Annotated in this window: 18 protein-coding genes; 2 read left to right on the top strand and 16 right to left on the bottom strand. The window is 63.0% G+C overall.

What is annotated here, in order from left to right; translation table 11 throughout:
- Nucleotides 1-11 precede the first annotated feature (11 nt).
- The 14 genes from DN388_RS21800 to flgB all read right to left on the bottom strand — a co-directional run bounded on the left by DN388_RS21800 (nt 12) and on the right by flgB (nt 18,213).
- Nucleotides 12-2,798 carry a glycosyltransferase gene (locus tag DN388_RS21800; RefSeq protein WP_255002068.1) on the bottom strand — a complete coding sequence of 929 codons (2,787 nt, stop codon included), beginning with the start codon at nt 2,796-2,798 and terminating at the stop codon, nt 12-14.
- A 57-nt stretch (nt 2,799-2,855) separates the two neighbouring features.
- Entirely contained in the window at nt 2,856-6,413 is a 3,558-nt protein-coding gene (locus tag DN388_RS21795; protein WP_255002067.1) for a glycosyltransferase, read from the bottom strand.
- 70 nt (nt 6,414-6,483) lie between these two features.
- The gene (locus DN388_RS21790) at nt 6,484-8,067 is read right to left on the bottom strand and encodes a flagellar hook-associated protein 3 (protein WP_043861791.1); all 1,584 of its coding nucleotides are present in this window, start codon (nt 8,065-8,067) and stop codon (nt 6,484-6,486) included.
- A gap of 13 nt (nt 8,068-8,080) precedes the next feature.
- Nucleotides 8,081-10,120: a flagellar hook-associated protein FlgK gene (gene flgK / locus DN388_RS21785; RefSeq protein WP_054915644.1), complete on the bottom strand. Its 2,040-nt coding sequence runs from the start codon at nt 10,118-10,120 to the stop codon at nt 8,081-8,083.
- A 10-nt stretch (nt 10,121-10,130) separates the two neighbouring features.
- A complete protein-coding gene (flgJ, locus tag DN388_RS21780) occupies nt 10,131-11,336 on the bottom strand; it encodes a flagellar assembly peptidoglycan hydrolase FlgJ (protein ID WP_043861789.1) in 1,206 nt (401 codons plus the stop codon).
- Between the two features lie 10 nt (nt 11,337-11,346).
- Complete coding sequence (locus tag DN388_RS21775; protein ID WP_054915656.1) at nt 11,347-12,456, bottom strand: flagellar basal body P-ring protein FlgI; 1,110 nt, start codon at nt 12,454-12,456, stop codon at nt 11,347-11,349.
- A gap of 12 nt (nt 12,457-12,468) precedes the next feature.
- Nucleotides 12,469-13,164 (bottom strand): flagellar basal body L-ring protein FlgH, encoded by a 696-nt coding sequence (flgH, locus tag DN388_RS21770; protein WP_043861788.1) that lies wholly within the window; start codon nt 13,162-13,164, stop codon nt 12,469-12,471.
- A gap of 53 nt (nt 13,165-13,217) precedes the next feature.
- Nucleotides 13,218-14,003 (bottom strand): flagellar basal-body rod protein FlgG, encoded by a 786-nt coding sequence (flgG, locus tag DN388_RS21765; RefSeq protein ID WP_043861787.1) that lies wholly within the window; start codon nt 14,001-14,003, stop codon nt 13,218-13,220.
- 45 nt (nt 14,004-14,048) lie between these two features.
- Entirely contained in the window at nt 14,049-14,789 is a 741-nt protein-coding gene (locus tag DN388_RS21760; protein ID WP_043861786.1) for a flagellar basal body rod protein FlgF, read from the bottom strand.
- Nucleotides 14,790-14,981: 192 nt separating this feature from the next.
- Nucleotides 14,982-15,224 (bottom strand): hypothetical protein, encoded by a 243-nt coding sequence (locus DN388_RS21755; RefSeq protein WP_229590460.1) that lies wholly within the window; start codon nt 15,222-15,224, stop codon nt 14,982-14,984.
- A 21-nt stretch (nt 15,225-15,245) separates the two neighbouring features.
- Nucleotides 15,246-16,607, bottom strand: a complete 1,362-nt coding sequence (gene flgE, locus DN388_RS21750; protein WP_043861784.1) for a flagellar hook protein FlgE — start codon at nt 16,605-16,607, stop codon at nt 15,246-15,248.
- 31 nt (nt 16,608-16,638) lie between these two features.
- Nucleotides 16,639-17,343 (bottom strand): flagellar hook assembly protein FlgD, encoded by a 705-nt coding sequence (gene flgD, locus DN388_RS21745; protein WP_043861783.1) that lies wholly within the window; start codon nt 17,341-17,343, stop codon nt 16,639-16,641.
- A gap of 15 nt (nt 17,344-17,358) precedes the next feature.
- Nucleotides 17,359-17,802, bottom strand: coding sequence for a flagellar basal body rod protein FlgC (gene flgC / locus DN388_RS21740; protein WP_043861782.1), 444 nt, complete (start codon nt 17,800-17,802; stop codon nt 17,359-17,361).
- A gap of 3 nt (nt 17,803-17,805) precedes the next feature.
- Entirely contained in the window at nt 17,806-18,213 is a 408-nt protein-coding gene (flgB, locus tag DN388_RS21735) for a flagellar basal body rod protein FlgB (RefSeq protein WP_054915646.1), read from the bottom strand.
- A 59-nt stretch (nt 18,214-18,272) separates the two neighbouring features.
- Here flgB and DN388_RS21730 point away from each other — a divergent pair, with 59 nt between their 5' ends.
- Together DN388_RS21730 and DN388_RS21725 are read left to right on the top strand one after the other, a co-directional pair.
- A complete protein-coding gene (locus DN388_RS21730; RefSeq protein WP_156326233.1) occupies nt 18,273-18,431 on the top strand; it encodes a hypothetical protein in 159 nt (52 codons plus the stop codon).
- Between the two features lie 139 nt (nt 18,432-18,570).
- Complete coding sequence (locus DN388_RS21725) at nt 18,571-21,165, top strand: autotransporter outer membrane beta-barrel domain-containing protein (protein WP_255002124.1); 2,595 nt, start codon at nt 18,571-18,573, stop codon at nt 21,163-21,165.
- Nucleotides 21,166-21,223: 58 nt separating this feature from the next.
- On the opposite strand, the gene cheR is transcribed toward DN388_RS21725, so the two are convergent.
- The gene (gene cheR, locus DN388_RS21720; protein WP_043861780.1) at nt 21,224-22,051 is read right to left on the bottom strand and encodes a protein-glutamate O-methyltransferase CheR; all 828 of its coding nucleotides are present in this window, start codon (nt 22,049-22,051) and stop codon (nt 21,224-21,226) included.
- Nucleotides 22,052-22,100: 49 nt separating this feature from the next.
- Complete coding sequence (locus DN388_RS21715) at nt 22,101-23,030, bottom strand: chemotaxis protein CheV (protein WP_043861779.1); 930 nt, start codon at nt 23,028-23,030, stop codon at nt 22,101-22,103.
- Nucleotides 23,031-23,081 lie beyond the last annotated feature (51 nt).

The raw sequence follows: 23,081 nt of genomic DNA, 5'->3' as shown, positions 1-23,081 counted from the left end.
AACCCGCGCCATCAGCCCAGGTCGGCGAGCCACTCCAGCACCGGCGAACCACCGGCAGCGACCGAGCGCGACACATCGACACCAAACCGGCCGTCGATGATCACCCGGCTGCTGAACGCAGCCGGCCAACGGCCTTCCAGCGCCTGACAGGCCTGGGCATCCGGCATCGGCACCTGGTCGCTGAGCAACTGCGCCTGTGGCGCCCAGATCACCAGCAGGCCGGCATCGGCTGCCTTCAGGCACAGCTCGATGTCGGCACCGCCCTCGGCAGACAGGCCATCGCACTGCTCGAACAGTGCCTTGCGTACCATCAGGCAGTCAGCCGACACCGCCGCACAACTGCGGACCACGCCCGACCACAGCGACGCCTTGCTGTCGCGCGTCGACACCCCCAGCCAGGGCGACTGCACCTGGGCGCCGGCAAGCAGTTCGTAACCGGCATGGCTGATGGCGGCTTCGCGGTCCACCAGACGCGCACCCACCACGCCCACTTCAGGGCGCTGGGCCTGGTTGAGCAGGGCTTCGATCCAGGCCGGCGTCACCACCTGGCAACGGCTGGAGAGCAGCACCAGGTACTCGCCACTGGCGTTGACGGCAGCCAGGTTGATGAGCTGCGAGGCTGACTGCACGTGTTCGCCGGCCAGCAGCTTGACCCGCCCGCCAAACCCTTGCAGCGCAGCGACCGTGAGGTCTGCCAGGGTGTCGCGGCAGGCCACCAGCACTTCGTAGCGCGGGTAGCGGGTACGTTGCAGCACACTGACCACGCAGGCCTTGAGTTGCTCGAGGTCATCGTCGGCCGCGATCAGGATGCTCACCAGTGGCGTGGACTGATGGCGGAAGTCGATCTGCAACTGCCCCTCGCCTGCGTCATTGACCTGGCCACGGTAGCCCAGCGCCGCCAGGTGACGGTTGAGCGTGGACAGCGCGTCCTGGGCCATGCCCTCACGCCCGCCCCGACCGATCACCAGGTACTCGTCCATGTGTGCCAGGCAGTTCAGGCCGTTGTGCTCGACCAGACGCAGCAGCAGGTCGAACTCCACCGCCTGCGGGTAGGTTTCGCTGTAGCCGCCCAGCTCGACCACTGCCTCGCGACGTACCAGCCAGTGCTGCGACATCAGGTCGGGACGGCTGCGCAGCAAGTCCAGGTTGCCACCCTGGCGCACCACGCTGACCAGACGCCCGTCGGAGTCGCGCTGCACTTCGTTGGCGCAGATGGCCAGGCAGCCCGGGGCTGACGCCAGCTCCACCTGCAGGCGCAGCAAGCCGCCCACGGTCAGCAGGTCGCCGGCCTGCAGCAGCAACAGCCATTCGCTTGGTACCTGACGCGCCACCTGGTTCAGGTGGGAGACGAAATTGCCCGGCGTCACCTGGATGAAATGCAGGGTATCGCGTGGCGTGGTCACCACCGGCGGCTTGCCGGCCTTGAGCACGACCAGCTTGAAGTCGCGCAGGCCACTGGCCAACAGGCTGTCGAAGGTGTTCTGCAGTGCGCCGTTGTCGTCTTCCAGGTCGACAACCACGAAGGCGATCTGTGCAGCACGCTGCTTGTTCAGGTGGGCGACGATGCGCTGCTGGGTGGCGGCGTCCGGCGTGGCAGCGGCAATCGACTCCTGCACCAGGCCCGAGGCGGTGGCCCTGAGCCACGCGGCCGGGTCGATGCCCGGCAGACCATCCAGGCGTTCCAGCCATGCCTGCAGCTCGCGGGCATCGGCCTGGACGTCCTCATCCACCAGGGTCGCAAGCAGACGGCGGCAAACCTCGGGGGTGAACACCCCCAGGTCCAACGCTTGCCAGTAGCGTGCCCTCAGGGTATCGACGGTGTCGTTGGGGTGCTCGCGCAACAGCTCGAACTGGCTCACCCAGGTACCCTCGACCGCCTGCCGATGGGCCTGTCCCACAGGCCAGGCGTGCAACAGGAATTCCAGACCGGTCAGTACCTCGAACAACGGCGCATTGTAGTAAGGCAGCTCGACAAACTGGCGCGGCTCGAACCTGCGCTCGGGCGCTGCATTCATGCCGCTCCAGGTGGAGGTGAACAGCAGATCGGTAGCAACACCACCCTGGGTGGCGCCAACGAACCGGTCGATGACGGTGAAGCCCTCATCGTCGGCGCATAGCCGAAGGTGGTCGGCGTCCCACTGGCGCAGCACGCGCACCGCACGCACTCGCTGCTCTTCGCGTTCGACCTGGCTCAGCCGGCTTTCGGCGTACTGCACCAACGCATCGGTCTGGTCCAGCCGCTTGAGCGCGCCCTGGCCGAGCATCGAGTACGACACCACCACCAGCCAGGTATCGAAATCGAGCCCGGCGGGCAAGCTCGACAGCACAGCCTGCAGCGTCGGCACTCGCACGAGCGCACGCCAGGCCGACTGTCCGCTGGCGGCATACTGCTCGATGGCAACACGTGCGTTTTCGCCAACGGCGGCATCAAGTGCATCGCCGATCTTGTGGTAGGCCACCTGCTTGCTGCCGGGGGCGTAGCCCAGCACGTAGCCCTGGGCCAACTGGCACTGCGGGTGCGCATGAAGATGCTCTGCCGCAGCCTCCAAGGCCTGAACACGGACAAAGTCGGTATCCAGCGCCAGGCTCACGAACGGCGTTGCAAGCTGCGAAAGCAGCGCCTGCAGCCCCTGGGTGCAGGCATCGCCAGTCAGGTTCGACGAGGCGTGCTCGACCACTGCACACGCGAGACCCTGCGTCTTGTAGTAATGCAGTGCGCGCTCGCGATAGCCCTGCTCTTCATGCCCCAGCAGCACGACCGTAACGTCTTTGCCCAACCCGGTTGCGTTGTCAGTCATAAAGCACCTACCTCTGTTGTTGGATGCCCGGCCAGGCGACTTGCCGGCCGGTGGAGGTCAATCGGCCAACCAGCCGTTGGCCCATTGCTGCAGATTGTGTGTATTGAGTACGTAGTCACGCAGTACCGCTTCGCGTAGCGCATCGCCCTGGCGATAACTGGCCTGCGGATCTGCCAGGTGCATGCGGATCGCGTCCAGCCACTGCTCGGTGGTGTTACTGGCGACCCGCGTACAGGGCAGGTAACCACCGTAGGCCTTGGTCTGGGTGCAGATCACCGGGAAACCGCAAGCACCGTATTCCAGCAGGCGCAGGTTGCTCTTGCAGTCGTTGAACAGATTCTGCTCGAGCGGCGCCAGCGCCAGATCGAGGTTCAGGCCCGCCAGCTTCTGCGGGTACAGGTGCAGCGGCACGCCGGCATGAAACTCCTTGATGTAGGGACGCAGCAGCGGCGGGCACATGCCGAAGAACACCCAGTCGACCTCATTGGCCAAGGTCTTGACCACCTCGGCCAGCAGTTCGAGGTCGCCGCGGTGACTGGTGCCGCCCGCCCAGCCGACACGCGGACGCGCCGACGTCTGGCGGCGCCCCTTCAGGCCGCCCCACAACGAGCGCGAGAGCATGTTGGGGACCACGCGAATATCCCGGTGCATGCTCGACAGCGCGTCGGCCAGTGGCTCGGTGGAGACCACCACCCGATCACACAGGGCGATACCGCGGCTGACCATTTCGCGCATGTTGCCGGGCATGTTGCGCCGGTGTTCATTCTTCTCGGGCACATCGATGATGTAGTCATCGATCTCGTAGATGCGCCGAGCCGAAGAAAGTCTCTGAATGCGCGCCATCTCCTCAAGCGAGCCGGTGGTATAGCGGCACTGCAGGATGATCACATCCGGCTTGCAACGCTCAAGCTCCACCATGCTCGGCAGCACATAGTTCAACTGTCCCTGTATCCAGCCGGCCCGTTCCAGCTCCTTGAACGGCTGGCTGACGCGATAGTGTCCGACCGCAGTGGTGTTGATTGGCAAGGCCATGACAAAAGGCAGCACCGGCTGGATGAACGGCACCCATCCCTCGCGCAGGCCCGGCTCCAGGTTGAAACTGGCCATGCGCAAGCTGAGGTTGTGGTTGTACGCCGGGTCATTGGCCACGCGCGGCAGCCAGCGCTCGTAGAAGCTGTCCTTGTGCTGCTCGTCCAGGGCCACCGTCTGCGAGGTGGCCTTGGCAACCACCGCAAAGGGAGTCCAGACGATCAGATAGCCATGGTCGCGCATACGCAGGCAAAGGTCGGCATCACTCAAGCCGGTCGAGAAGGTTTCGCCGTCCAGACCGCCAAGCTGGTCGAACAGCTCGCGACGTACCATCAGGCAGACGCCACTCACGGCGCTGTAGTTCTGCACGCAGGCCAACCGATTCATGTAGCCATTGGCGTCTGCGGGCTGGCCGAAAAACGGACTGCTGGCAACACCGTGCAGCCCCAGCACCAGGCCTGCTCCGGTCACGTTGCCAGTCTGGTTGCACAATTTTGGCCCGACGATGCCGACCTCTGGACGCTGGGCCTGACCTACCAGTTCATCAAGCCATTGCGCGTCGAAAAACACGCAGTCCGAATCGAGCAACAGCAGGTAGCTGCCACGTGCCTGCAGGCTGGCCTGGTTGTAAAGCGCCGGGCCATTCGCCGAGGCTACCGGCACAATGCGCAACTGCTCGCTGCCAAGCCCCTGCATTGCAGCCAGCCAGCCTTGTACCGGCATCGACTCACGACCACTGACAGCAATCAGGATCTCGTAGTTGCGGTAGGCGGTGTGCTCGAAAATCGATTCGACGCAGCGCGTCAGTGCCTTTACGTCATCGCCTGCGGCAACGATGATCGACACCGCCGGCGTATCGGCATGTCGATACTGCACGTGGGCAAACATCGAGCCTTCGGCGCTGACCACCTCGGCCTCGACGCCCAGGCGTGCCAGATGCGCACGCAGCACCCTGGGTGCCTGTACGGCACAGGCCGCTTCCCGCTGCCAGGCCTCATAGCCGTAGCGACATTGCACCAGCAGCTCGGCGACATGCCCCACCGCGCCCAACCCCTGACTCTCGACCAGTTTCCAGAGCATGTCGTGGGGGGCCAACGACTCGAACTGCGGGTCGAAACCGCCCTGCTCACGCACCCGGGCGGTATCGAAGGCCAGCAGCCTGCCTACGTAGGGAACACTGCGCATCAGGTCCAGGTTGAAGTCCGGCTTGAAGATCGGCTGGCTGGGCTGCAGGTTGTCGTGGGTGCCTTCATCGGTGTACAGGCACGCGCAGTCGGGTTGCAGTGCCATGCGCTCGGCCATGATGACCAACGCATGCGGGTGCAGGCAGTCGCCTGCACGCAGCAGGAATACCCAGTCACCCGCCCCATCGCGGGTCACGCAGTCATTGAGCTGCTCGATGGCATGGCCCTGGGCGTGCACCTGCACGAACTTGGGGTTCAACGGTTGCAGCGCTGCCGGGCCCAGCACGCAAATGGCCGCAGCGGCATAGGACTGTTGCTCAAGGCTGTCCAGCGTGGCCTTGAGTGCCACGCCATCGTCTTGGGCAGCGAGCACCAGCACGTCGATGCGCGGGCGACGCGGCCATTGCGCAATGCGCTTGGGCACCAGGTCAAGCTGCGCCGCCGACAATACCCGACACCCCAGCCACTCGCCGTACAGCTCGGTGAAGCTCAGGCTGCTGGTGCCGACCTGTTGCTGAAAACTGGCGACCTGGCGCGCATACAGGCGCGTCAGCTCGAACTCTTCCCAGGCCTTGTCAGCGCCGGCGGTGTAGAGCTCCAGTGGTATGTGCCGCACCCAACCGCTGGCCGGCGCCGGTTCACTGGTGCGCGAGGCGAGCATCTGGCGCAACCACTCGCTTTCGGTAGCGAAAGCCAGGGTCATGCTGGGGTGATGGCTCAAGCGCCCGGGGTGAACGCGCTCCAGGCTGAGCATGGTGTTCAGATAAGCCAGATGGCCATGGCGCAGCAGGCAGATGAACAGCGCCTCGACCAGACGCGCGCGAAAGCCCTCGCCGTCCTGCACCAGTTGCGGCAGCAATGCCTGAACCTGGGCGCGGCGCACCAGGGCATGGCTGATGCCACCGAACAGGTTCGGCAGGCTGCTCTCCAGCGCTTCCAGCAAATCGCCGCCGTTGATCACCGCACTGCTGGGGGAAATCATGCAGTTGGCCGGGCGCATGGGCAGCAGCGTCTCGTCCGCCGCGCAGATCAGCCGATGGTGAACCAGCACATTCACATCCGGGCAGTCGAGCATCACCTGCACCGACTGAGCGATGCAGTCACTCACCAGCCAGTCGTCATCGCAGAGAAACTTGATGAATTCACCCTGCGCCTGCTCCAGGCACATCAGCACATTGCGCGAAAAGCCCAGCGTCGACGGGTTGCGCACATACCGCAGCGCGCACGTGGCCTGGCCTGCCCACAGGTCGAAAATCGCCTTGATCTCGTCACCCTGGCTGTCGTCGCACACGACCACTTCCACATTGGCATAACGCTGGGTAATGGCACTGTGCAGGGCGCGGCTGAAAAATTCGGGGTTGAACGCGGGGATGGCGATGCTGACGAGCGGCAGTTCGTTCATTGAGATAGACCTGGAGAAAACCCCGGGGGCGACTGAGCGCCCCCGGGTGGGTACTGCAGAAAAGGGTCAATCAGAGCCGGTTGAACAGCCCGAGCGCGGCCAGCTTGCTGAAGGCCAGTTGCGAGGCTTGCAGCATGTTCTGCTGAAGCGTGAGACGGATCATCGTCTCGGCAGGGTCGGCGTTGCGGATCGAGTTCTGCGTGATGGTGTTGGCCGACTGCAAGGCTTCGTTGGTTTCTGCCTGCACATCCAGTGCCGCACCGCGTCCACCGATGGAGCTGATGGATTCGGCGATCTTGTCCGCTGCGCTGGCCAGGTTGGAGATAGCCGAGTCCATCGACGCGAGGAAGTTGCGGCGGGCTGTCGGATCGTTGTCGACAGGTGTCAGCAGCGCGGTACGCAACTGATGGATGGTGTCGAGCACGTTCTGGTTCTGGTGGTTGTTGACCTGCACCGAGTACTGGTCGCCATCTTTCGGAGTACCAGTGAAGGTGAAGTCGACGCCGGCCACACGGGTCGGGCTGACGGTGGTATCACCGCTGCCCACAGGACGGCTGTCGGCGGTCATCGGCTGCGCATAGACATCGAACGTGGTGTCGCTGGTGAACTTGACGATCGCACCGCCACCGGGGAACGCAGCGTCGTATTTTGCCTTGTCCGCGATCGACAGGCCGCTGAGCTGGCCGTCGGGCGACACGTTGCCGGGGCTGCGGGTGCCGGTGATTTCGTCGGGCTTGGAAGCGAGGGTGAACTCGTGCCCGCGCACCGCGTCGTCAGCGGCGGTGGGGTCGGTCAATTCGTCGCCCTGCAGGCCGACTTCCATGCGGATGTCGACGCCGCGGAAATTGATGGTGGTGTTGCCGCCCTTCGGGTTGAAGACCCCGCCATTGGTGGCTTCCAGGGTACGGTCGACGTTGTTGACGTCGGTGATCTTGAATTCGGTGGCGCTGACGAACTCGATCTTGTACGGCTCGCCGCTGCGGAACAGGTCGTTGTAGGTCGAGCTGCCGGAGACCTGGCCATTGGACAGGTTGACACGCACGTCGGCCGGGTTGGCAGGCGCGGTCATGGTGGTCTGGCTGCGGCTGGTGTTTAGCGCCTTCTGGAACACGTCGTAGCCGGTCTCGTTGGTGGCCACGCTGAGCATGTCACCGACCTGCAGGTTGGTGGTGCTCTGGTCGCCCTTGTACGAGTAGGTGCCATCGGCATTGCGTTCGAACGGCTGGGTGTCACCACGCGAACCCGAGAAGATGTACTTGCCGTTCTCGTCGCGGCTGTTCATCAGACTGAACAGTTGCTCTTCGAGCTGCGACAACTCCTGCTCGTTGGCCTTGCGATCATTGTCGGTCATGTTGCCGCTGCCGGCGCCGATCGCCAGCTCCTTCACCCGCGACAGCACATTGGTGATGCTGTTGAGGGTGGCCTCGGAGGTGCCCAGGCTGGAGCGTGCACTGGAGATGTTGCCACTGTACTGGGTGATCAGGTTGTTCTGCTGTTCCAGTTGCAGCAGGCGCGCGGCACCGACCGGGTCGTCCGCGGCGGTACGTACGCGCAACTGGTCACTGGCCTGCTGCTGGGACTCCACGGCCTTGGCGAAGTTAGCCTGATAGTTGGAGGTGCTGGTCTGGTAGAACTGGGCGGTGGAAATGCGCACGATCTACGACTCCTTAAAGGCTGTTGATCAGCGTGGAGAAAATTTCCTGCGCGATCTTGATGATCTGCGAGGAGGCCGTGTAGTACTGCTGGAACTTGATCAGGTTGCCGGTTTCTTCGTCCAGGTCGACGCCGGACACCGAAGCGCTGGCGGCTACCGCAGACTTCTGCAGGGCTCCGGTGGCCTCGGTATCGAGCTTGGCCTGGGCCGCCTTGCCGCCGACGTTCTCCACCAGCTTGCCGTAGGCGTCGGTCAGGCTGATGCCCTTGCCATTGGGGCCGACGTCGACGGTGGCCTTGGTCTGCAGATCGATCACCGCCTGGCCGTTGCGGTTGTCGGCCGAGCCGGCACCGGTCATGCCCACCGTGTAGTTGTCGCCCTGCTTGGGCGAACCTGCCACGGTCATTTCAAAGGTGATGTTCTTTTGTGGCGTACCCACCGGGTTGCCGCTGGCATCGACCATCGGCACGTTGATCTGCAGCTTGTTTTCCTGGCCCGGAATGATAGTACCGCTGCCGATTTCATCGCCCTGGGCGTTGTGGATCTTGTAGGTCTGCGGGTTGGTGCTTTCATCACCGAACACCAGCTTGACCGGCGTCGAGTACTTCAGGCCGTTCTGCAGCTCGATGCGCTGGGCCGAGTCGTAGATGTCGATCATCGAAGTCAGGTTGGGCTGACCGATGATGCCGGTACCCTGGTTGCCTGCACCACTGGTGCCGGTCAGCGGCGCCGCCAGCGCGATGCGCTTGGGGTCGGTGAGCACGGTGTCGAGGCTGCCCGCGGCGCCGCGGGTCGGGGTGATCTTGAACGAGTCGCCCTTGCTGGGCAGGCCACCGTTCATTTCCAGGGTGAAGCCGTCTATCACCGGCGGTGGGGTCTCGTCCAGCTTGTAGGAGCCCACTGCAGTGCCACCCGGGAGCCGGGTGACGGTGTAGTTGTTGTCGTCGGTAAAGGTCACCTGGTAGTCGCTGGTGGTCAGCTTGCCGGTGTCCTTGATGTTGACGTTAAGGCTGCCGGTGGCGGCGTTGTTGCCCGCCTTGGCGATGCTACGCTGGGCCATCATGGTGGCGTTGTTGATATCGTTGAACAGGGTCGCGCCGAAGTCACCGTTCTTGTCGATACCTTGCGCCAGCTGGCTGTTGATCCGGTCGGCCACCACCAGGGCCACACGGCCGAGTTCGTTGAGCGCCGGTTCCAGCACGTCATTGCGGTAGGTGATCAGGCCGCCGATCTCGCCACCGCTGACGCTGTTGGTGATGTCGATCTTGGTGGTGCCGCGGTTGAGCACCAGGTTGGAACGGGTCGGGTCGGTCGGGCTGTTCACCGTCTCGAGGGTGTTGGTGGTCTTGCCGAGCACCAGCGACTGGCCGTTCTTGAGGTACACGTCGAGGTTGCCCTCGCGCTCGACCACATCCACGCCCACCAGGTTGCTGAGCTGGCGCACCGCTTCGTTGCGCTTGTCGAGCAGGTCGTTGGGGCTGCCCTGCAATGACGACACGCGGGAGATCTGGTCGTTGTAGTTGGCAATGGTGGCCGTCAGGTTGTTGACCTGGGTGGCCATCGACGACAGGTTGCCGTTGATGTTGGTGTTCTGCTGGTTGAGCTGCGCGGCGATGGTGTTGAAGCGCTTGCTCAGTGCCTGGGCGCTGGTCAGCAGCAACTGGCGAGAGGCGTCTTCGGTCGGCTTGGCGCCAGCGCTCTGCAGGGCGGTGAAAAAGCTCTGCAGGGCGCCAGTGATACCGGTGTCCTTGTCGGACAGCAGCTTGTCGGTGGGGCTGACCTGATCGAGAAAGGCGTTGGCCTCGCTGCTCAGCGAATTGGTGGTACGCAGCTGGTTTTCCAGGAAGTTGTTGTACACGCGGCGCACATCGGCCAGCGTGGTGCCGGTGCCGATGAACACCTGGCCTTCGCGGATCGAACTCTTGGAGTTTTGAATGTTCTGCTGGCGCGAGTAACCAGCGGTATCGACGTTAGCGATGTTGTTACCCGTGGTGTGCATGCCCGATTGGGCAGCGCTGGCACCGGATAAGCCGATATTGATCAAACTCGCCATAATTCAAACCTTATAGTTTCGTTGTAGTAGCGACAGCTGCGTAGCTCTCGTACGACTTCATCTGTTTTGCGATCTGCGAGATCTTGCTGGCGTAGTCCGGATCGGTTGCATACCCGGCCTTCTGCAGCTCTCGCACAAACTGTTCAGGCTTATCGGCCGCATTTACCGCATCTTTATAGCGAGCATTGTTTTGCAACAGGCTCACCAGGTCGTGGAAGCTGTCCTGGTAGGAGTCATAGGAACGGAACGCAGCGGTTTCCTTGACGAACTGCCCGTCACGGAACTCGCTGGTGATCGCACGTGCCTGATCGCCTTTCCAGTTGCCGGTGGCCTTGATGCCGAACAGGTTGTGGCTGCTGCTGCCATCGGCCTGGCGCATCACCGATTTGCCCCAGCCGGTTTCCAGGGCGGCCTGTGCCACCAGGTACCGCGGGTCGATGCCGATACGCTTGGCGGCCTGCTCGGCCATCGGCAGCATGGTGGTGACGAACTCGTCGCTGGAATCGAACGCGCGCTTGGCCGGGGCCAGTGGCGGCTGCGCCACGGCACGTCCGTAGATACGCATCGAGCCCGGCGCGGCAAAAGTCTGGGCCGGGGCCCAGTCGCCCTTGACCAGCGCATCGGTCATGGCCGTGGTGCGCTGCGGCAACGCGGCGGTATTGGTGGTGGCTGGCGTGCCGTCTGCCGACGGCACGATACCGGCCAGCAGGCGATCGGTGAGCTTGCCGGGCAATGCCAGACGCCGCGAATTTAGCGCCGCCATGTCGTTGCGGTGGCTGGTGCTGGCGGCATCACGCAGTGGCTCGGCCACCTTGGTCGCCCACAGGCTGCGCTGCTGCAGATCGACCCGCGGGAACGGGCTGCTGGCCGCCGCTGCAGCGTTGGTGGCCTTCTGCTTGGACAGCTGGCGCATCAGCACATCCTGCAGGCCGATGCCGCCGCCCTCGCGGGACATGCTCACCGCCAACTGCTGGTCGTACATCTGCTGGTACTGCTTGGTGGTTTCGGTATTGAGCGGGTTGTCCTTGGCCAGCACATCGCTGGCCGAGCGCATCGACTTGAGCATCTCGTTGAGGAACAGCGACTCGAATTCCTGGGCGACCTTGCGCAGGTTGGCGTCGCTGTCGCGATCACCCACCTTGAGCGAGTTGAGGCGGTTGAGGTCGGTGTAGGCACCACTGTCGGCGGCACTGATGCCGCTTTTAGGCATATCCATGACCAGCCCCTCAGATCACGATCAGGTCGGCTTGCAGCGCGCCGGCCTGTTTGAGGGCTTCGAGAATCGCCATCAGGTCACCGGGGGCCGCGCCCACCTGGTTGACCGCACGCACGATCTCGTCGAGCGTAGTGCCCGGCCCGAACTTGAACATCGGCTTGGCTTCCTGCTCGGCGTTGACCCGCGAGCGCGGCACCACTGCCGTCTCGCCATTGGAGAACGGGCCGGGCTGGCTGACGATCGGGTCTTCGGTGATGGTCACGGTCAGGCTGCCGTGGGTGACCGCCGCTGGCGATACCTTGACGTTCTGGCCGATCACGATGGTACCGGTACGCGAGTTGATGATGACCTTGGCCACTGCCTGGCCGGGGTCGATCTCGAGATTCTCCAGGATCGACAGGTAGTCGACGCGCTGGCTCGGGTCCAGAGGCGCGGTGACGCGCACCGAGCCACCATCCAGCGCCTGGGCCACACCCGGGCCGAGCAGTTCGTTGACCTTGTCGACGATACGCTTGGCGGTGGTGAAGTCGGGGCGATTGAGGTTCAGGGTCAGGCTGTTGCCCTGGTTGAAGCCGCTCGGCACCGAGCGCTCTACCGATGCACCGCCCGGAATACGCCCGGCCGATGGCACGTTGACGGTGATCTTGGAACCATCACGGCCCTCGGCATCGAAGCCGCCCACCACCAGGTTGCCCTGGGCAATGGCGTAGACGTTGCCGTCGATACCCTTGAGCGGGGTCATCAGCAGGCTGCCGCCGCGCAGGCTCTTGGAGTTGCCGATGGACGACACGGTGATGTCCACTACCTGGCCCGGCTTGGCGAACGCCGGCAGGTCGGCGTGCACCGACACTGCCGCGACGTTTTTCAGTTGCACGTTGCCCGAGCCCGGCGGCACCTTGATACCGAACTGCGAGAGCATGTTGTTGAAGGTCTGCAGGGTGAACGGGGTCTGGGTAGTCTGGTCACCCGTGCCGTTGAGCCCCACCACCAGGCCGTAGCCGATCAACTGGTTGGTACGCACGCCGGAAATGCTGGCGATGTCCTTGAGGCGCTCGGCATGTACGCCGAACGCGGTGGACAACAGGACAGTCGCGGCAATCAGCTGCTTGATGTTGAACATGATCATCCGAACCTAGAAAGGCCAAAGCGGGCTGATGAAGAAGCGGTCCAGCCAACCGGGCTGGCTGGCATCGGCAAACGAGCCGGTGCCCGAATAGGTGATGCGCGCATCAGCGACCCGGGTCGACGGCACGGTGTTGTCGGTGGCGATGTCGTCGGCGCGCACCATGCCGGCAATACGCACCAGCTCGTCGCCGGTGTTGAGGGTCATCCACTTCTCGCCGCGTACCGCGATGATGCCGTTGGGCAGCACGTCGGCCACGGTGACGGTGATCGAACCGGTCAGGGTATTGCCCTGGGCCGCCTTGCTGTCGCCCTTGGTGGCGCGGTCGCCGCTGTAGCCGGCGCTGAGGCTCAGGTCACCGTCGCCAAACGGATTGTTGGTGTTGACCCCGGCACCGAACAGCGAGGTCAGGCCAAGCTCGGCCTTGCTGTTCTTGGCGATCTGCGAGTTGGCGTTCTTGCTCGCCTGGGTACGCTCGTTGAGCGTGATGGTGATGATGTCGCCCACCCGGAACGCCTTGCGGTCGCTGTACAGGTTCTGCTCGAAACCGGCCTGGTAGATGGAGCCGTTGTTGGCCGCTGCAGGCAGGGGTGTACGCGGCAACACAGGCGCGTAGTACGGGTCGTTGGGCTTTGGCGTCGGCGCGACGCAACCGGCCAGCAACACCACCCCACCCAGGGCGAATACGGACAACAAACGGCTCATGACTCTGACCTCACGGTGTAACAGGCGCCGCATCAGCGCCCCTGGGGCTTCACTTACAGGTTCTGGGTAACGAACGAGAGCATCTGGTCGGCGGTGGAAATCACCTTGGAGTTCATCTCGTAGGCACGCTGGGTTGTGATCATGTTGACCAGCTCTTCCACGGTGCTCACGTTGGAGTTTTCCAGGGTCTGCTGCAGGGTGGTACCGAAGCCGTTCAGGCCCGGCGTGCCGATCTGCGGCGCACCGCTGGCGGCGGTTTCCAGGAACAGGTTGTTGCCCATGGCCTGCAGGCCGGCCGGGTTGATGAAGTCGGCGGTCTGGATGTTGCCGATGATCTGCGCGGCCGGGTTGCCGGCGGTGGTGATCGATACGGTGCCGTCCTGGCCCACGGTGAAGGTCTGCGCGTCTGGCGGCACGACCACGGCAGGCTCCAGGGCGAAACCGTTGGCGGTGACCACCTGGCCATCGGAGTTCAGGTGGAAGGTACCGTCACGGCTGTACGAAACGGTGCCGTCTGGCTGCAGTACCTGGAAGAAGCCGCGACCGTTGATGGCCATGTCCAGCGGGTTCTCGGTGGTTTGCAGGCTGCCGGTGCTGAAGTTTTTCTGGGTGCCGACGATGCGCACACCAGTACCCACCTGCAGACCCGATGGCAGCTCGCTGTCCTGGGTCGACTGGGCACCTGGCTGGCGCTTGATCTGGTAGAGCAGGTCCTGGAACTCGGCACGATCACGCTTGAAGCCGGTGGTCGAGACGTTGGCCAGGTTGTTGGAAATGGTGGTCAGGTTGGTGTCCTGGGCGGACAAACCGGTTTTACTGACCCAAAGAGCCGGAAGCATGCTGTTCTCCTCGTGCGCCTGTTTTACGGCGCTACGTCTGTGTAATTAGCCGATTTGCAAAACCCGAGCCATGGCTTCGTCGCCTTCCTTGGCCGTGGTCATCATCTTGACGTGCAGTTCGAATTGACGGGACAGCGCCAGCACCGAGGTCATTTCCTCGACAGCGTTGACGTTGCTGGCTTCCAGGAAACCGGACACCACCTGCACGTTGGCATCGGCATCGGCAGGCTGGCCGCTCTTGGTGTGGATCATGCCGTCCAGGCCCTTGTTGAGGGTCTTGACGTCGGGGTTGACCAGCTTGATGCGATCGACCTCGGCCATCACCCGCGGGCCTTCACCCATGGCGCGAATGCTGATGGTGCCGTCCTGGCCGATCTCGACCTTCTGCTCAGGCGGCACGGCAATCGGGCCACCATTGCCCATCACCGGCATGCCGTTGCCCGCGCGCAGCACGCCCAGGGCATCGATGTTGAGGCTGGCGGTACGCACGTAGGCTTCGCTGCCATCCGGGGCCTGCACGGCGATGAAGCCGTCGCCACCAATGGCGATGTCCAGGTCGCGGCCGGTCTCCTGCATGGCACCGGGGCTGAAATCGGTGGCAGGACGTTCGGTCATGGCATAGGCACGCGCCGGAAAGCTGTCACCAAACACCGGCATCGAGCGCGCCTGCTCCAGGTCGCGCTGAAAGCCGCTGGTGGAAATGTTCGCCAGGTTGTTGGCATGCGCCCGTTGCGCCAGTGCGTTCTGGCTGGCACCGGTCATGGCCACGTAAAGCATCTTGTCCACAGATCATCCTCCGCTGCGCTGGCGAACACTTGCCGTTCACCGCTGCTTTGCCGGTCACTCAAGCAAGTTTCAAACCAACTCTGCAAAATAGGGGTAAAGCCCCGTCAATGCGGGGGCTGGAGCACAGGCCAGCGCCTGCGCGTGCGATGCACCGTCGAAAATACGGCGCCAGCTTGCCGCTAGCGGCAAACCTCAGTTGTCACGGCAAGCGCCATTGTTGAAAGGCCCGGCAAACCGACGCCAGCCCTCGCCCGGCGAAACCTGCGAACAGACGAGCCGGCCATCGGCCTGGCTTTCCCAGCGATACCAGGCGGCCATGTCGGCGCCGACCTGCACAGCCACCACCAGCAAGGCGAAGCCCACGATTGCGAGTGCGCACTTCATTTCTACTGCCTCCGAAACAACGAACCCCTTCCGAGAAAGGGGTTCGTCCATGCTCATTCCATCAGGCGATCATCAGGTCATCTGGATGATGGTCTGCATGATGGTGCTTTCGGTAGAGATGGTCTTGGAGTTCGCCTGGAAGTTGCTCTGCGCCTTGATCAGCTCGACCAGCTCCATGGTCAGGTTGACGTTGGACGCTTCCAGTGCGTTGGACTCGATCGAACCCAGGGTACCGGTCTTCGGGGTGTCGATGCCCGGGATGCCCGAGGCGTAGGTCTCTTTCCAGCGGGTACCACCCAGCTGCTCCAGGCCCTGCTCGTTGGCGAAGCTGGCAATCGCGACCTGGCCGATGGCGCGGGACTGCTGGTTGCTGAAGCTGGCGAACATCACACCGGTGGAGTCGATGCTCAGGCTGGACAGGATGCCGGTGGCATAGCCGTCCTGCGCCTGGGACATGCGGGCAGTGTCGGTGTTGTACGACGTGGTGCTGGTCATGTTCATACGGATGCCGTCGGCATTGCCGGCCGAACCGTTGGATGCCCACTTGTCGGTGGCCTTGTCGTAGGACGCCGGCACCCAGCCTTTCATGGTGAAGTTGTTGTTGACCACGGTGAATTCGGAGCCCGCCGGGTGACCGGTATTGTCGGCAGTCATGGCCTTGACACTGCCATCAGGATTGAAGCTGATGGTGCCGGACAGTGGCTTGGTGCTGGCAGGGTCGAACGGGTTGCGACCATCGACCAGCGTGTAGGTGGTCCACTGGTTGTCGCCGGTCTTGCGATAGAACTGCTCCATCGTGTGCTCGTTGCCCTGACTGTCGTAGATCTTGGTCGGGAACGATTTGGTGTAGGTGCTCTCGTCCGAAGGGTCGAACGTCTTGTTGTCCACCAGCACCGGCGGCGTGCTGTCATCCAGTACCTGCAGCGGGATCGACGGCGCCGAGGAGTTCAGGTTGATGCCCTGATCGATCAGCGTGGTGGTCTTTGGCGCCAGCGCGGAGGTGTCGATCTTCAGGTCGGTCAGCACGCCCTTGATGATCTTGCCGTTGACGTCGGCCGCGTAACCTTGCAGACGGATACCGTCCGAGGTCACCACGTAGTTGTCCTTGTTGGTCTGGAACGCACCGGAACGGGTGTAGCTCAGCGAGCCGTTGTCGCTCAGGACGAAGTAGCCCTGGCCCTGGATACCCATGTCCAGTACGTTGCCGGTGTTGTTGATGTCACCCTGACCGAACTGCTGGGAGACTGCAGCCAGACGCACCCCGTTGCCGACGGTCTTGCTGCCCACGCCCAGTTTGCTGGCCGAGTACACATCGGCGAACTCGGCGCGCGAGGCCTTGAAGCCGGTGGTCGAAACGTTGGCGATGTTGTTGCCGGTGACAGCCAGTTGCTTGTTGGCTGCATAGAGACCGCTAAGGCCGATATTGAAAGACATCTTTCCACTCCTTGTGCCGCGTTAGCCGGCTCTATATACCGATAGTTTGGACTTTGGACAGCGCAACGCTGCCCAGGCCAGCGAGGTTGAGCATCAGCTCGCCGCCGGTCTGACTGATGGTGACGCTGCTGACGGTGGCCGGCAGCAGGGTGTACATCTCGGCCGACTTGCCATCGACGGTGGTCTTGGCCGTGAAGGTGTAGGTACCCGGGTCGACCTTTTCGCCCTTCTCGTTGGTACCGTCCCAGATGAAGTCGGCATTGCCGGCCTTCTGCTCGCCCAGGTCGATGGTCTTGATGGTCTTGCCATCCTTGTCGGTGACAGTGACGGTGCCCGAAGTGATCGACTGCGGGACCACCACCTGGCCAGTGAAGCTCTTGGTGGTGTCGACCACGGCCTTGTCGGCCTGGGTGATCACCGAGCGACCGACCAGCCCGGAGGCCTGCAGCGCCTGCGAGGAACCCATGGCCCCCGTGATGGCGTTGACCGAATCGTTCAGCGAGGTGATGCCTTCGAGGCTGGAGAACTGCGCCAGCTGGGCCACGAACTCGCTGTTGTCCTGCGGGTCGAGCGGGTTCTGGTGCTGCATCTGGGTAACCAGCAGCTGAAGGAACGCGTCCTTGCCCAGGGTCTGGCCGTTGGCGGTCTTGCCGCCCAGGCCGCTTGCCGCGTTCGTATTGCTGGACTTCTTGACGCCGGAATTGGAAATGACGTCGTTCAGGTTTACATCAGCCATAAAAAACGCCCCTTATCACTGACCCAGGGTCAGGACCTTCTGCATCATGGTTTTGGCCGTGTTCATCAGTTCGGCGTTGGTCTGGAACGAGCGGCTGGCGGAGATCATGTCAGCCATTTCCTCGACCACGTTGACGTTCGGGTAGTAGACGTAGCCGTCCTTGTTCGCCGCCGGATGGTTGGGCTGATAGCGTGCCTCGAGGTTGCTCTGGTCTTCGACCACACCCAGTACCTGAACGCCCTGCCCGGCTTCGCCCTGGTCCTGGAACAGCGACTGGCTGACGCCATTCTGGGCCTGCTGGAACGTGGTGGCGAACACCGGGTGGCGGGCACGGTAGGTCTGGTCGATGCTCGAGGAAACGGTCTCGGCGTTGGCGATGTTGGAGGCAACGGTGTTCAGGCGCGTGGTCTGCGCGCTCATGCCGCTACCGGCAATGTTGAAAACGCTGGCAAGGGACATGACTTACTCTCCGCGCAGGGCTGACACCAGCCCTTTGAATTTACTGTTGAGCAGCGTGAAGCTGGCCTGGAAACCCACGGCGTTCTCGGCATAGCTGGATTGCTCGAGCTGCGCGTCAACGGTGTTCTGGTCGATCGAGGGCTGCATGGGCGTGCGGTACTGCAGGGTTTCGTCACCCATCGCCAGGCCTTGGGCCTCGATGTGCCGGGTGTTGGTGCGCTCGAGGGAGAAATGGCCGTTCTTGACCTTGTCGGTCTCGGCCGCCAGCACGGACGAGAAGTCCATGTCGCGCGCCTTGTAGTTGGGCGTGTCGGCGTTGGCGATGTTGTTGGCCAGCACTTCGGCACGCTGGGCGCGAAAGCCCAGTGCCTTTTCGTGAATGCCAAGCGCTTTGTCGAAACTGATGCTCATGTCGGGGAAACCTTTGAAGGTTGACCGTAGGGTTCGTTGCCGGTGATAGAGCAAGTCCCGTGCCAAAACACAAAACCCAGCAAAGCCGGGGCTTTGCCGCGCTTGCCAGCGATGGCAATGCCAGAAAAGCGGCAACGGATTTCCGCCAGACACCGGCAAAGCGGCAATTGCCTGGCAGCGGCAACCCCACCCTGCGCCCTTTTGGCGTCAAATTTTAATGTCAATTCGCCATCTCTCATCTAAGATCCGTCCCGCTCCGCTACGTGGCATCTGGCTATCACCGCACAGCCGTCACGCCACGCAGGCAAGCGCCGAATTCAATACGCTGTGTTTAAGGAATAAACCGTGACTCCTGTGATGTTTCGCAAGACCCTGCTCGCCCTGGCAATCACTGCCACCGCCCTGCCTGTCGGCGCCCAAACCATCGAGTTGACCGATGCCGGCTTCATCAGCGAGCACAAGACCTACGAAGGCAACCTCGAATTCACTGGCGCCTACACCGGCAGTGCCGCCGAAGACGCGATCGAATTCAACGGCAACCACGTCAAGGGCGACCTGATTCTCAACACCACGATCAACAGCAGCGGCGACTTTGCCGGCGGCATCGACCTGGACGCCTGGGAAGACGGCAGCAGCTGGGCCAGCAACCAGATCGACGGCAACCTGATCAACAAGGGCAGCATCAGCGCCGTGGGCGGCGGCTCCAATGCCCTGATGATCGACCCGGCCACCATCAATGGCAGCGTCATCAACCAGGGCCTGCTCAGCGCCACCGGCGAACCGCTGCTCGACGGCAGCGAAATGGACGTGGCCCGTGCACTGGACTTCACCGGCACGATCAAGGGCGACCTGCTCAATGACACCACTGGCCGCATCATCGCCAAGGGCACCAGCGCCAAGGGCATCAACCTGGAAGGCGGCCGTATCGACGGCAAGCTGATCAACAACGGCCTGATCCAGGTTACCGGCGACGGCGCTACCGCCATCGACGCCACTACCAGCTTCAACGGGCAGAATGTGGACATGGTCGACCTGGCCGGCATCGTCAACAACGGCACCATCATCGCCACCGGCGATGACGCCGAAGGCATCCGTGTGGACGGCGCCAGCTTCACCACCGCCGAGCGCCAGATCGTCAACACCGGCACCATCAAGGCGACCGATGCGGCCATCGTGATCGGCAACTTCGACATCGATGCCTACGATGACAACCGGCTGTACAACAGCTATGCAGGGCTGGAAATCGTCAACAGCGGCACGCTGATCTCCGAAGACGAAGCGGTCGATGCCTCCGAAACCGAGCGCAGCGTGTACCTGACCTTGCTGGACGGCAGCAAGATCACCGGCAACCTGATCGACCTGACCACCGTCGAGGTGTACGGCAAGGTGGACTTCAGCGGCACCGACAGCAGCAGCGACGGTGCCAACATCCGTCTGCGCCAGGGCGGCTGGATGGACGTGGGCAGCGTCAGCCGCAATGCGCCAGCGCACCTGAACTTCGTGCAGCCGCACACCACCATCGACGGCAACCTGTACGTGGCCGGCAACTCGTCGCTGGACTTGAACCTGAGCAGCGCCACCCGTGCCGACACCGCCGTGGTGGCCGTCAGCGGTACTGCCGAGTTCGGCAAGGGCGCACAGATTCGCCTGGCCGCACAGGGCAGCGACTTCAGCGCCCAGGGCAGCACGTACAACCTGTTCCAGGCCGGGCGCATCGATCTGCTGGACGCTTCCGACAATGTCGACGCCAACGGCAAGCTGAACCTGGTGAGCAGCTCGGCCCTGCTCAAGATCGACAGCTACAGCCTGCAGGACAACAAGCTGGTGGCTACCGTCACCGGCAAGGGCGCCGAAGAAGTCACCGACATCCTGGTCGGCCAGGGTGCCTCGGCCAATAGCCAACTGGCCCTGGGCAGCCTGAACCGCGACAGCATCCTGAGCAAACTGAGCGCCCACGACCCGCTGCTGCAAGCTTTCGCCAATGCCGACGAGGCCCAGCTGGCCAAGCTGGCCGAGCAACTGACACCTGAAGTCAACGGCGGCGCCACCCAGGCAGCCACCACCAGCCAGAACCTGGTGAGCAATGTCACCGGCAGCCGTACCAGCAGCCTGCGTGGCGCCTCCTCGGGCGAAGCGTTCAAGGACACCGGCGTGTGGGTGCAGACCCTCTACAGCGATGCCAGCCAGGACCTGCGCGACGGCGTGGCCGGCTACAACGCCTACAGCCGCGGCATCGCGGTGGGTGCCGACGGCAAGCTCAACGACAATCTGACCCTGGGCCTGGCGTACAGCTTCATCAACACCGACGTCAACGGCAAAAGCGGCAACCAGACCAAGGTGGACAGCCACGCCTTCACGCTGTACGGCGGCTTCGAGCAGGGCAACTACTTCGTCGATGCCAGCCTGAGCTATGGCTTGAACGACAACGACAGCAAACGCAAGATTGCCGGCACCTCGGCCAAGGCCGATTACGACAGCGACCTGCTGGGCCTGAACGTGGTGGGTGGCTACACCTATCACATCAACCCGCAGATGCTGGTCGAGCCGCGCATTGCCGCACGCTACAGCCTGGTGAACATCGACGGTTACCGCGAGAAGGGTTCGTCGGCTGCACTGAAGGTCGAAGACCAGCGCTACGAGGCCATCGAGCTGGGCGCAGGCCTGCGCGTTGCCGGCGAGTATCCGCTGGGCGCCGGCACCCTGCAGCCACAGGCTCGCCTGATGGCATACCATGACTTCGCGGCGGACGAAGCCAAGAGCACCTCGACCTTCCTGCTGGGTAGCACCCCGTTCGTCACCAGCGGCGCCAAGGCCGTGCGCAACAGCTACGAAGCCGGCGTAGGCGCCGACTACAAGCTGGGCGCGGTGACCCTGGGCGTGAACTACGACTACATCGGCAAATCGGGCTTTGACGCCGATGTGTTCTCGGCCAAGGTGCGTTACGACTTCTGATCGATGACAGCAGCTGCATGAAAAAGGCCGGTGTCTCGCGACACCGGCCTTTTTCGTTTCACTTGGCCTGGTAGATGATCCCCGGGCTGCACTGCACCATCTGGTAATGGTCGGGCAGCCCGTTGAGCGCCTCGGACGCCCCCAGGAACAGGTAACCGCCGGGCTTGAGCGTGCCGTGAATGCGCAGCAGGATGTCCTTCTTCACCTGGGCGGAGAAGTAGATCAGCACGTTGCGGCAGAACACGATGTCGAACTTGCCCAGGCTCGCGTAGCTGTCGAGCAGGTTGAACGAACGAAACTCGACGCGGCTGCGGATCGGGGCCTTGACTGCCCAGCGCCCCGGCCCCTTGGGGTCGAAATAGCGTTGCAGGCGCTCCTGGGACAAGCCACGGGCAATGGCCAGGCTGTCGTACTCACCGGTCTTGCAGTTGGCCAGCATCGAGCCGGACAGGTCGGTGGCGACGATCTGCGCCCCCATCTTCAATTGCCCGATGTTGCTGCGCTCGAACTCATCGATGGCCATGGAGATCGAGTACGGCTCCTGCCCCGACGAACAGGCCGCCGACCAGATGCGCAGGCGCTGGCCAGGGTTGGCCTTGATCTGCTCGGGCAAGACCTTGTTCTTGAGCACCTCGAACGGATAGTTGTCGCGAAACCACAGGGTTTCGTTGGTGGTCATCGCATCGACCACCTGCTCGCGCAAGCCGCTGCGCGGCTGGGTCTGGATCCGCTGCACCAGCTCGCTCAACGATTTGATGCCCTGCTGTTCCATCAGCTTGTTGAGACGGCTGGAGACCAGATACTGCTTGTTTTCGCCCAGCAGGATGCCACAGGCTTTTTCCAGGAAGACCCGGAATTGTTCGAAATCCAAATTACCCGTAGACAATGATGCCGCCTCTTAAATCATGTGTAACGCCAGGGACGAGCCCTGGCCGTTAGTGGGTGGCCTTGATCCGGTCGACCACGCGTTGCGCCAGGTCATCCGGCCGGAACTTGGCGAGAAAATCATCCGCGCCCACCTTCTTGACCATGGCCTGGTTGAAGACGCCGGAAAGCGAAGTATGCAGGATGATGTGCAACTTTTGCATGCGCGGGTCGTTGCGGATTTCTGCAGTCAGGGTATAGCCGTCCATTTCCGGCATCTCGATGTCGGAAATCATCATCAGGAATTCCTCTTCCGGATGCTTGCCCTCATCGACCATCTTGCGCAGGTAGTCCAGCGCCTGCCGGCCGTCGTTGAGCGCCACCACCTCGACCCCCACCGTCTGCAGGCAACGGCTGACCTGCTTGCGTGCCACCGAGGAGTCATCCACGGTGAGCACGCGCAGCGACACGGCCTTGACCTGCACTTCTTCGTCGACCACACCCAGGGAGATCGCCTCGGAGGTCGGCGAGACCTCGGCGAGGATCTTCTCCACGTCGATGATCTCGACCATCTTGCCGTCCACCCGGGTCACGGCCGTCAGGTAATGGTCACGACCGGTGCCCTTGGGTGGCGGATGGATCTCCTCCCAGTTCATGTTGACGATGCGTTCGACCGAGTGCACCAGAAACCCCTGGGTCTTGGTGTTGTACTCGGTGATGATCACGAAGCTCTTGCTGACATCTTCACTCAGACCGGGCATGCCGGTCGCCATCGCCAGATCCAGGATCGGGATGGTTGCCCCACGAATATTCGCCACACCGCGCACCACCGGGTTGGACTTGGGCATCACGGTCAGGTTCGGGCATTGCAGCACCTCCCGCACCTTGAACACGTTGATCCCGTACAGCTGCTCGCCATTGAGGCGGAACAACAGCAGTTCGAGACGGTTCTGCCCTACCAGTTGTGTGCGCTGGTTAACCGAATCCATTACACCAGCCATGCCAGACTCCTCGACCAAATGCTCGAGCGTCGTACCGCAGTCGGCACGCGC

Source organism: Pseudomonas sp. S12(2018) (assembly GCF_024355235.1).
Taxonomy (GTDB): Bacteria; Pseudomonadota; Gammaproteobacteria; order Pseudomonadales; family Pseudomonadaceae; genus Aquipseudomonas; species Aquipseudomonas palmensis.
Note: the sequence above shows the minus strand (reverse complement) of the source record. Positions and strands in the feature narration are given on the sequence as shown.

What these genes read in the sequence shown, in the direction of transcription:
- DN388_RS21800 (WP_255002068.1), bottom strand. Translation starts at nt 2,798, where the DNA reads ATGACTGACAACGCAACCGGGTTGGGCAAAGACGTTACGGTCGTGCTG.
- flgC (WP_043861782.1), bottom strand. Translation starts at nt 17,802, where the DNA reads ATGTCCCTTGCCAGCGTTTTCAACATTGCCGGTAGCGGCATGAGCGCG.
- flgD (WP_043861783.1), bottom strand. Translation starts at nt 17,343, where the DNA reads ATGGCTGATGTAAACCTGAACGACGTCATTTCCAATTCCGGCGTCAAG.
- flgH (WP_043861788.1), bottom strand. Translation starts at nt 13,164, where the DNA reads ATGAGCCGTTTGTTGTCCGTATTCGCCCTGGGTGGGGTGGTGTTGCTG.
- DN388_RS21715 (WP_043861779.1), bottom strand. Translation starts at nt 23,030, where the DNA reads ATGGCTGGTGTAATGGATTCGGTTAACCAGCGCACACAACTGGTAGGG.
- DN388_RS21725 (WP_255002124.1), top strand. Translation starts at nt 18,571, where the DNA reads ATGTTTCGCAAGACCCTGCTCGCCCTGGCAATCACTGCCACCGCCCTG.
- flgB (WP_054915646.1), bottom strand. Translation starts at nt 18,213, where the DNA reads ATGAGCATCAGTTTCGACAAAGCGCTTGGCATTCACGAAAAGGCACTG.
- flgE (WP_043861784.1), bottom strand. Translation starts at nt 16,607, where the DNA reads ATGTCTTTCAATATCGGCCTTAGCGGTCTCTATGCAGCCAACAAGCAA.
- DN388_RS21755 (WP_229590460.1), bottom strand. Translation starts at nt 15,224, where the DNA reads ATGGACGAACCCCTTTCTCGGAAGGGGTTCGTTGTTTCGGAGGCAGTA.
- DN388_RS21775 (WP_054915656.1), bottom strand. Translation starts at nt 12,456, where the DNA reads ATGTTCAACATCAAGCAGCTGATTGCCGCGACTGTCCTGTTGTCCACC.
- flgJ (WP_043861789.1), bottom strand. Translation starts at nt 11,336, where the DNA reads ATGGATATGCCTAAAAGCGGCATCAGTGCCGCCGACAGTGGTGCCTAC.
- flgG (WP_043861787.1), bottom strand. Translation starts at nt 14,003, where the DNA reads ATGCTTCCGGCTCTTTGGGTCAGTAAAACCGGTTTGTCCGCCCAGGAC.
- DN388_RS21795 (WP_255002067.1), bottom strand. Translation starts at nt 6,413, where the DNA reads ATGAACGAACTGCCGCTCGTCAGCATCGCCATCCCCGCGTTCAACCCC.
- flgK (WP_054915644.1), bottom strand. Translation starts at nt 10,120, where the DNA reads ATGGCGAGTTTGATCAATATCGGCTTATCCGGTGCCAGCGCTGCCCAA.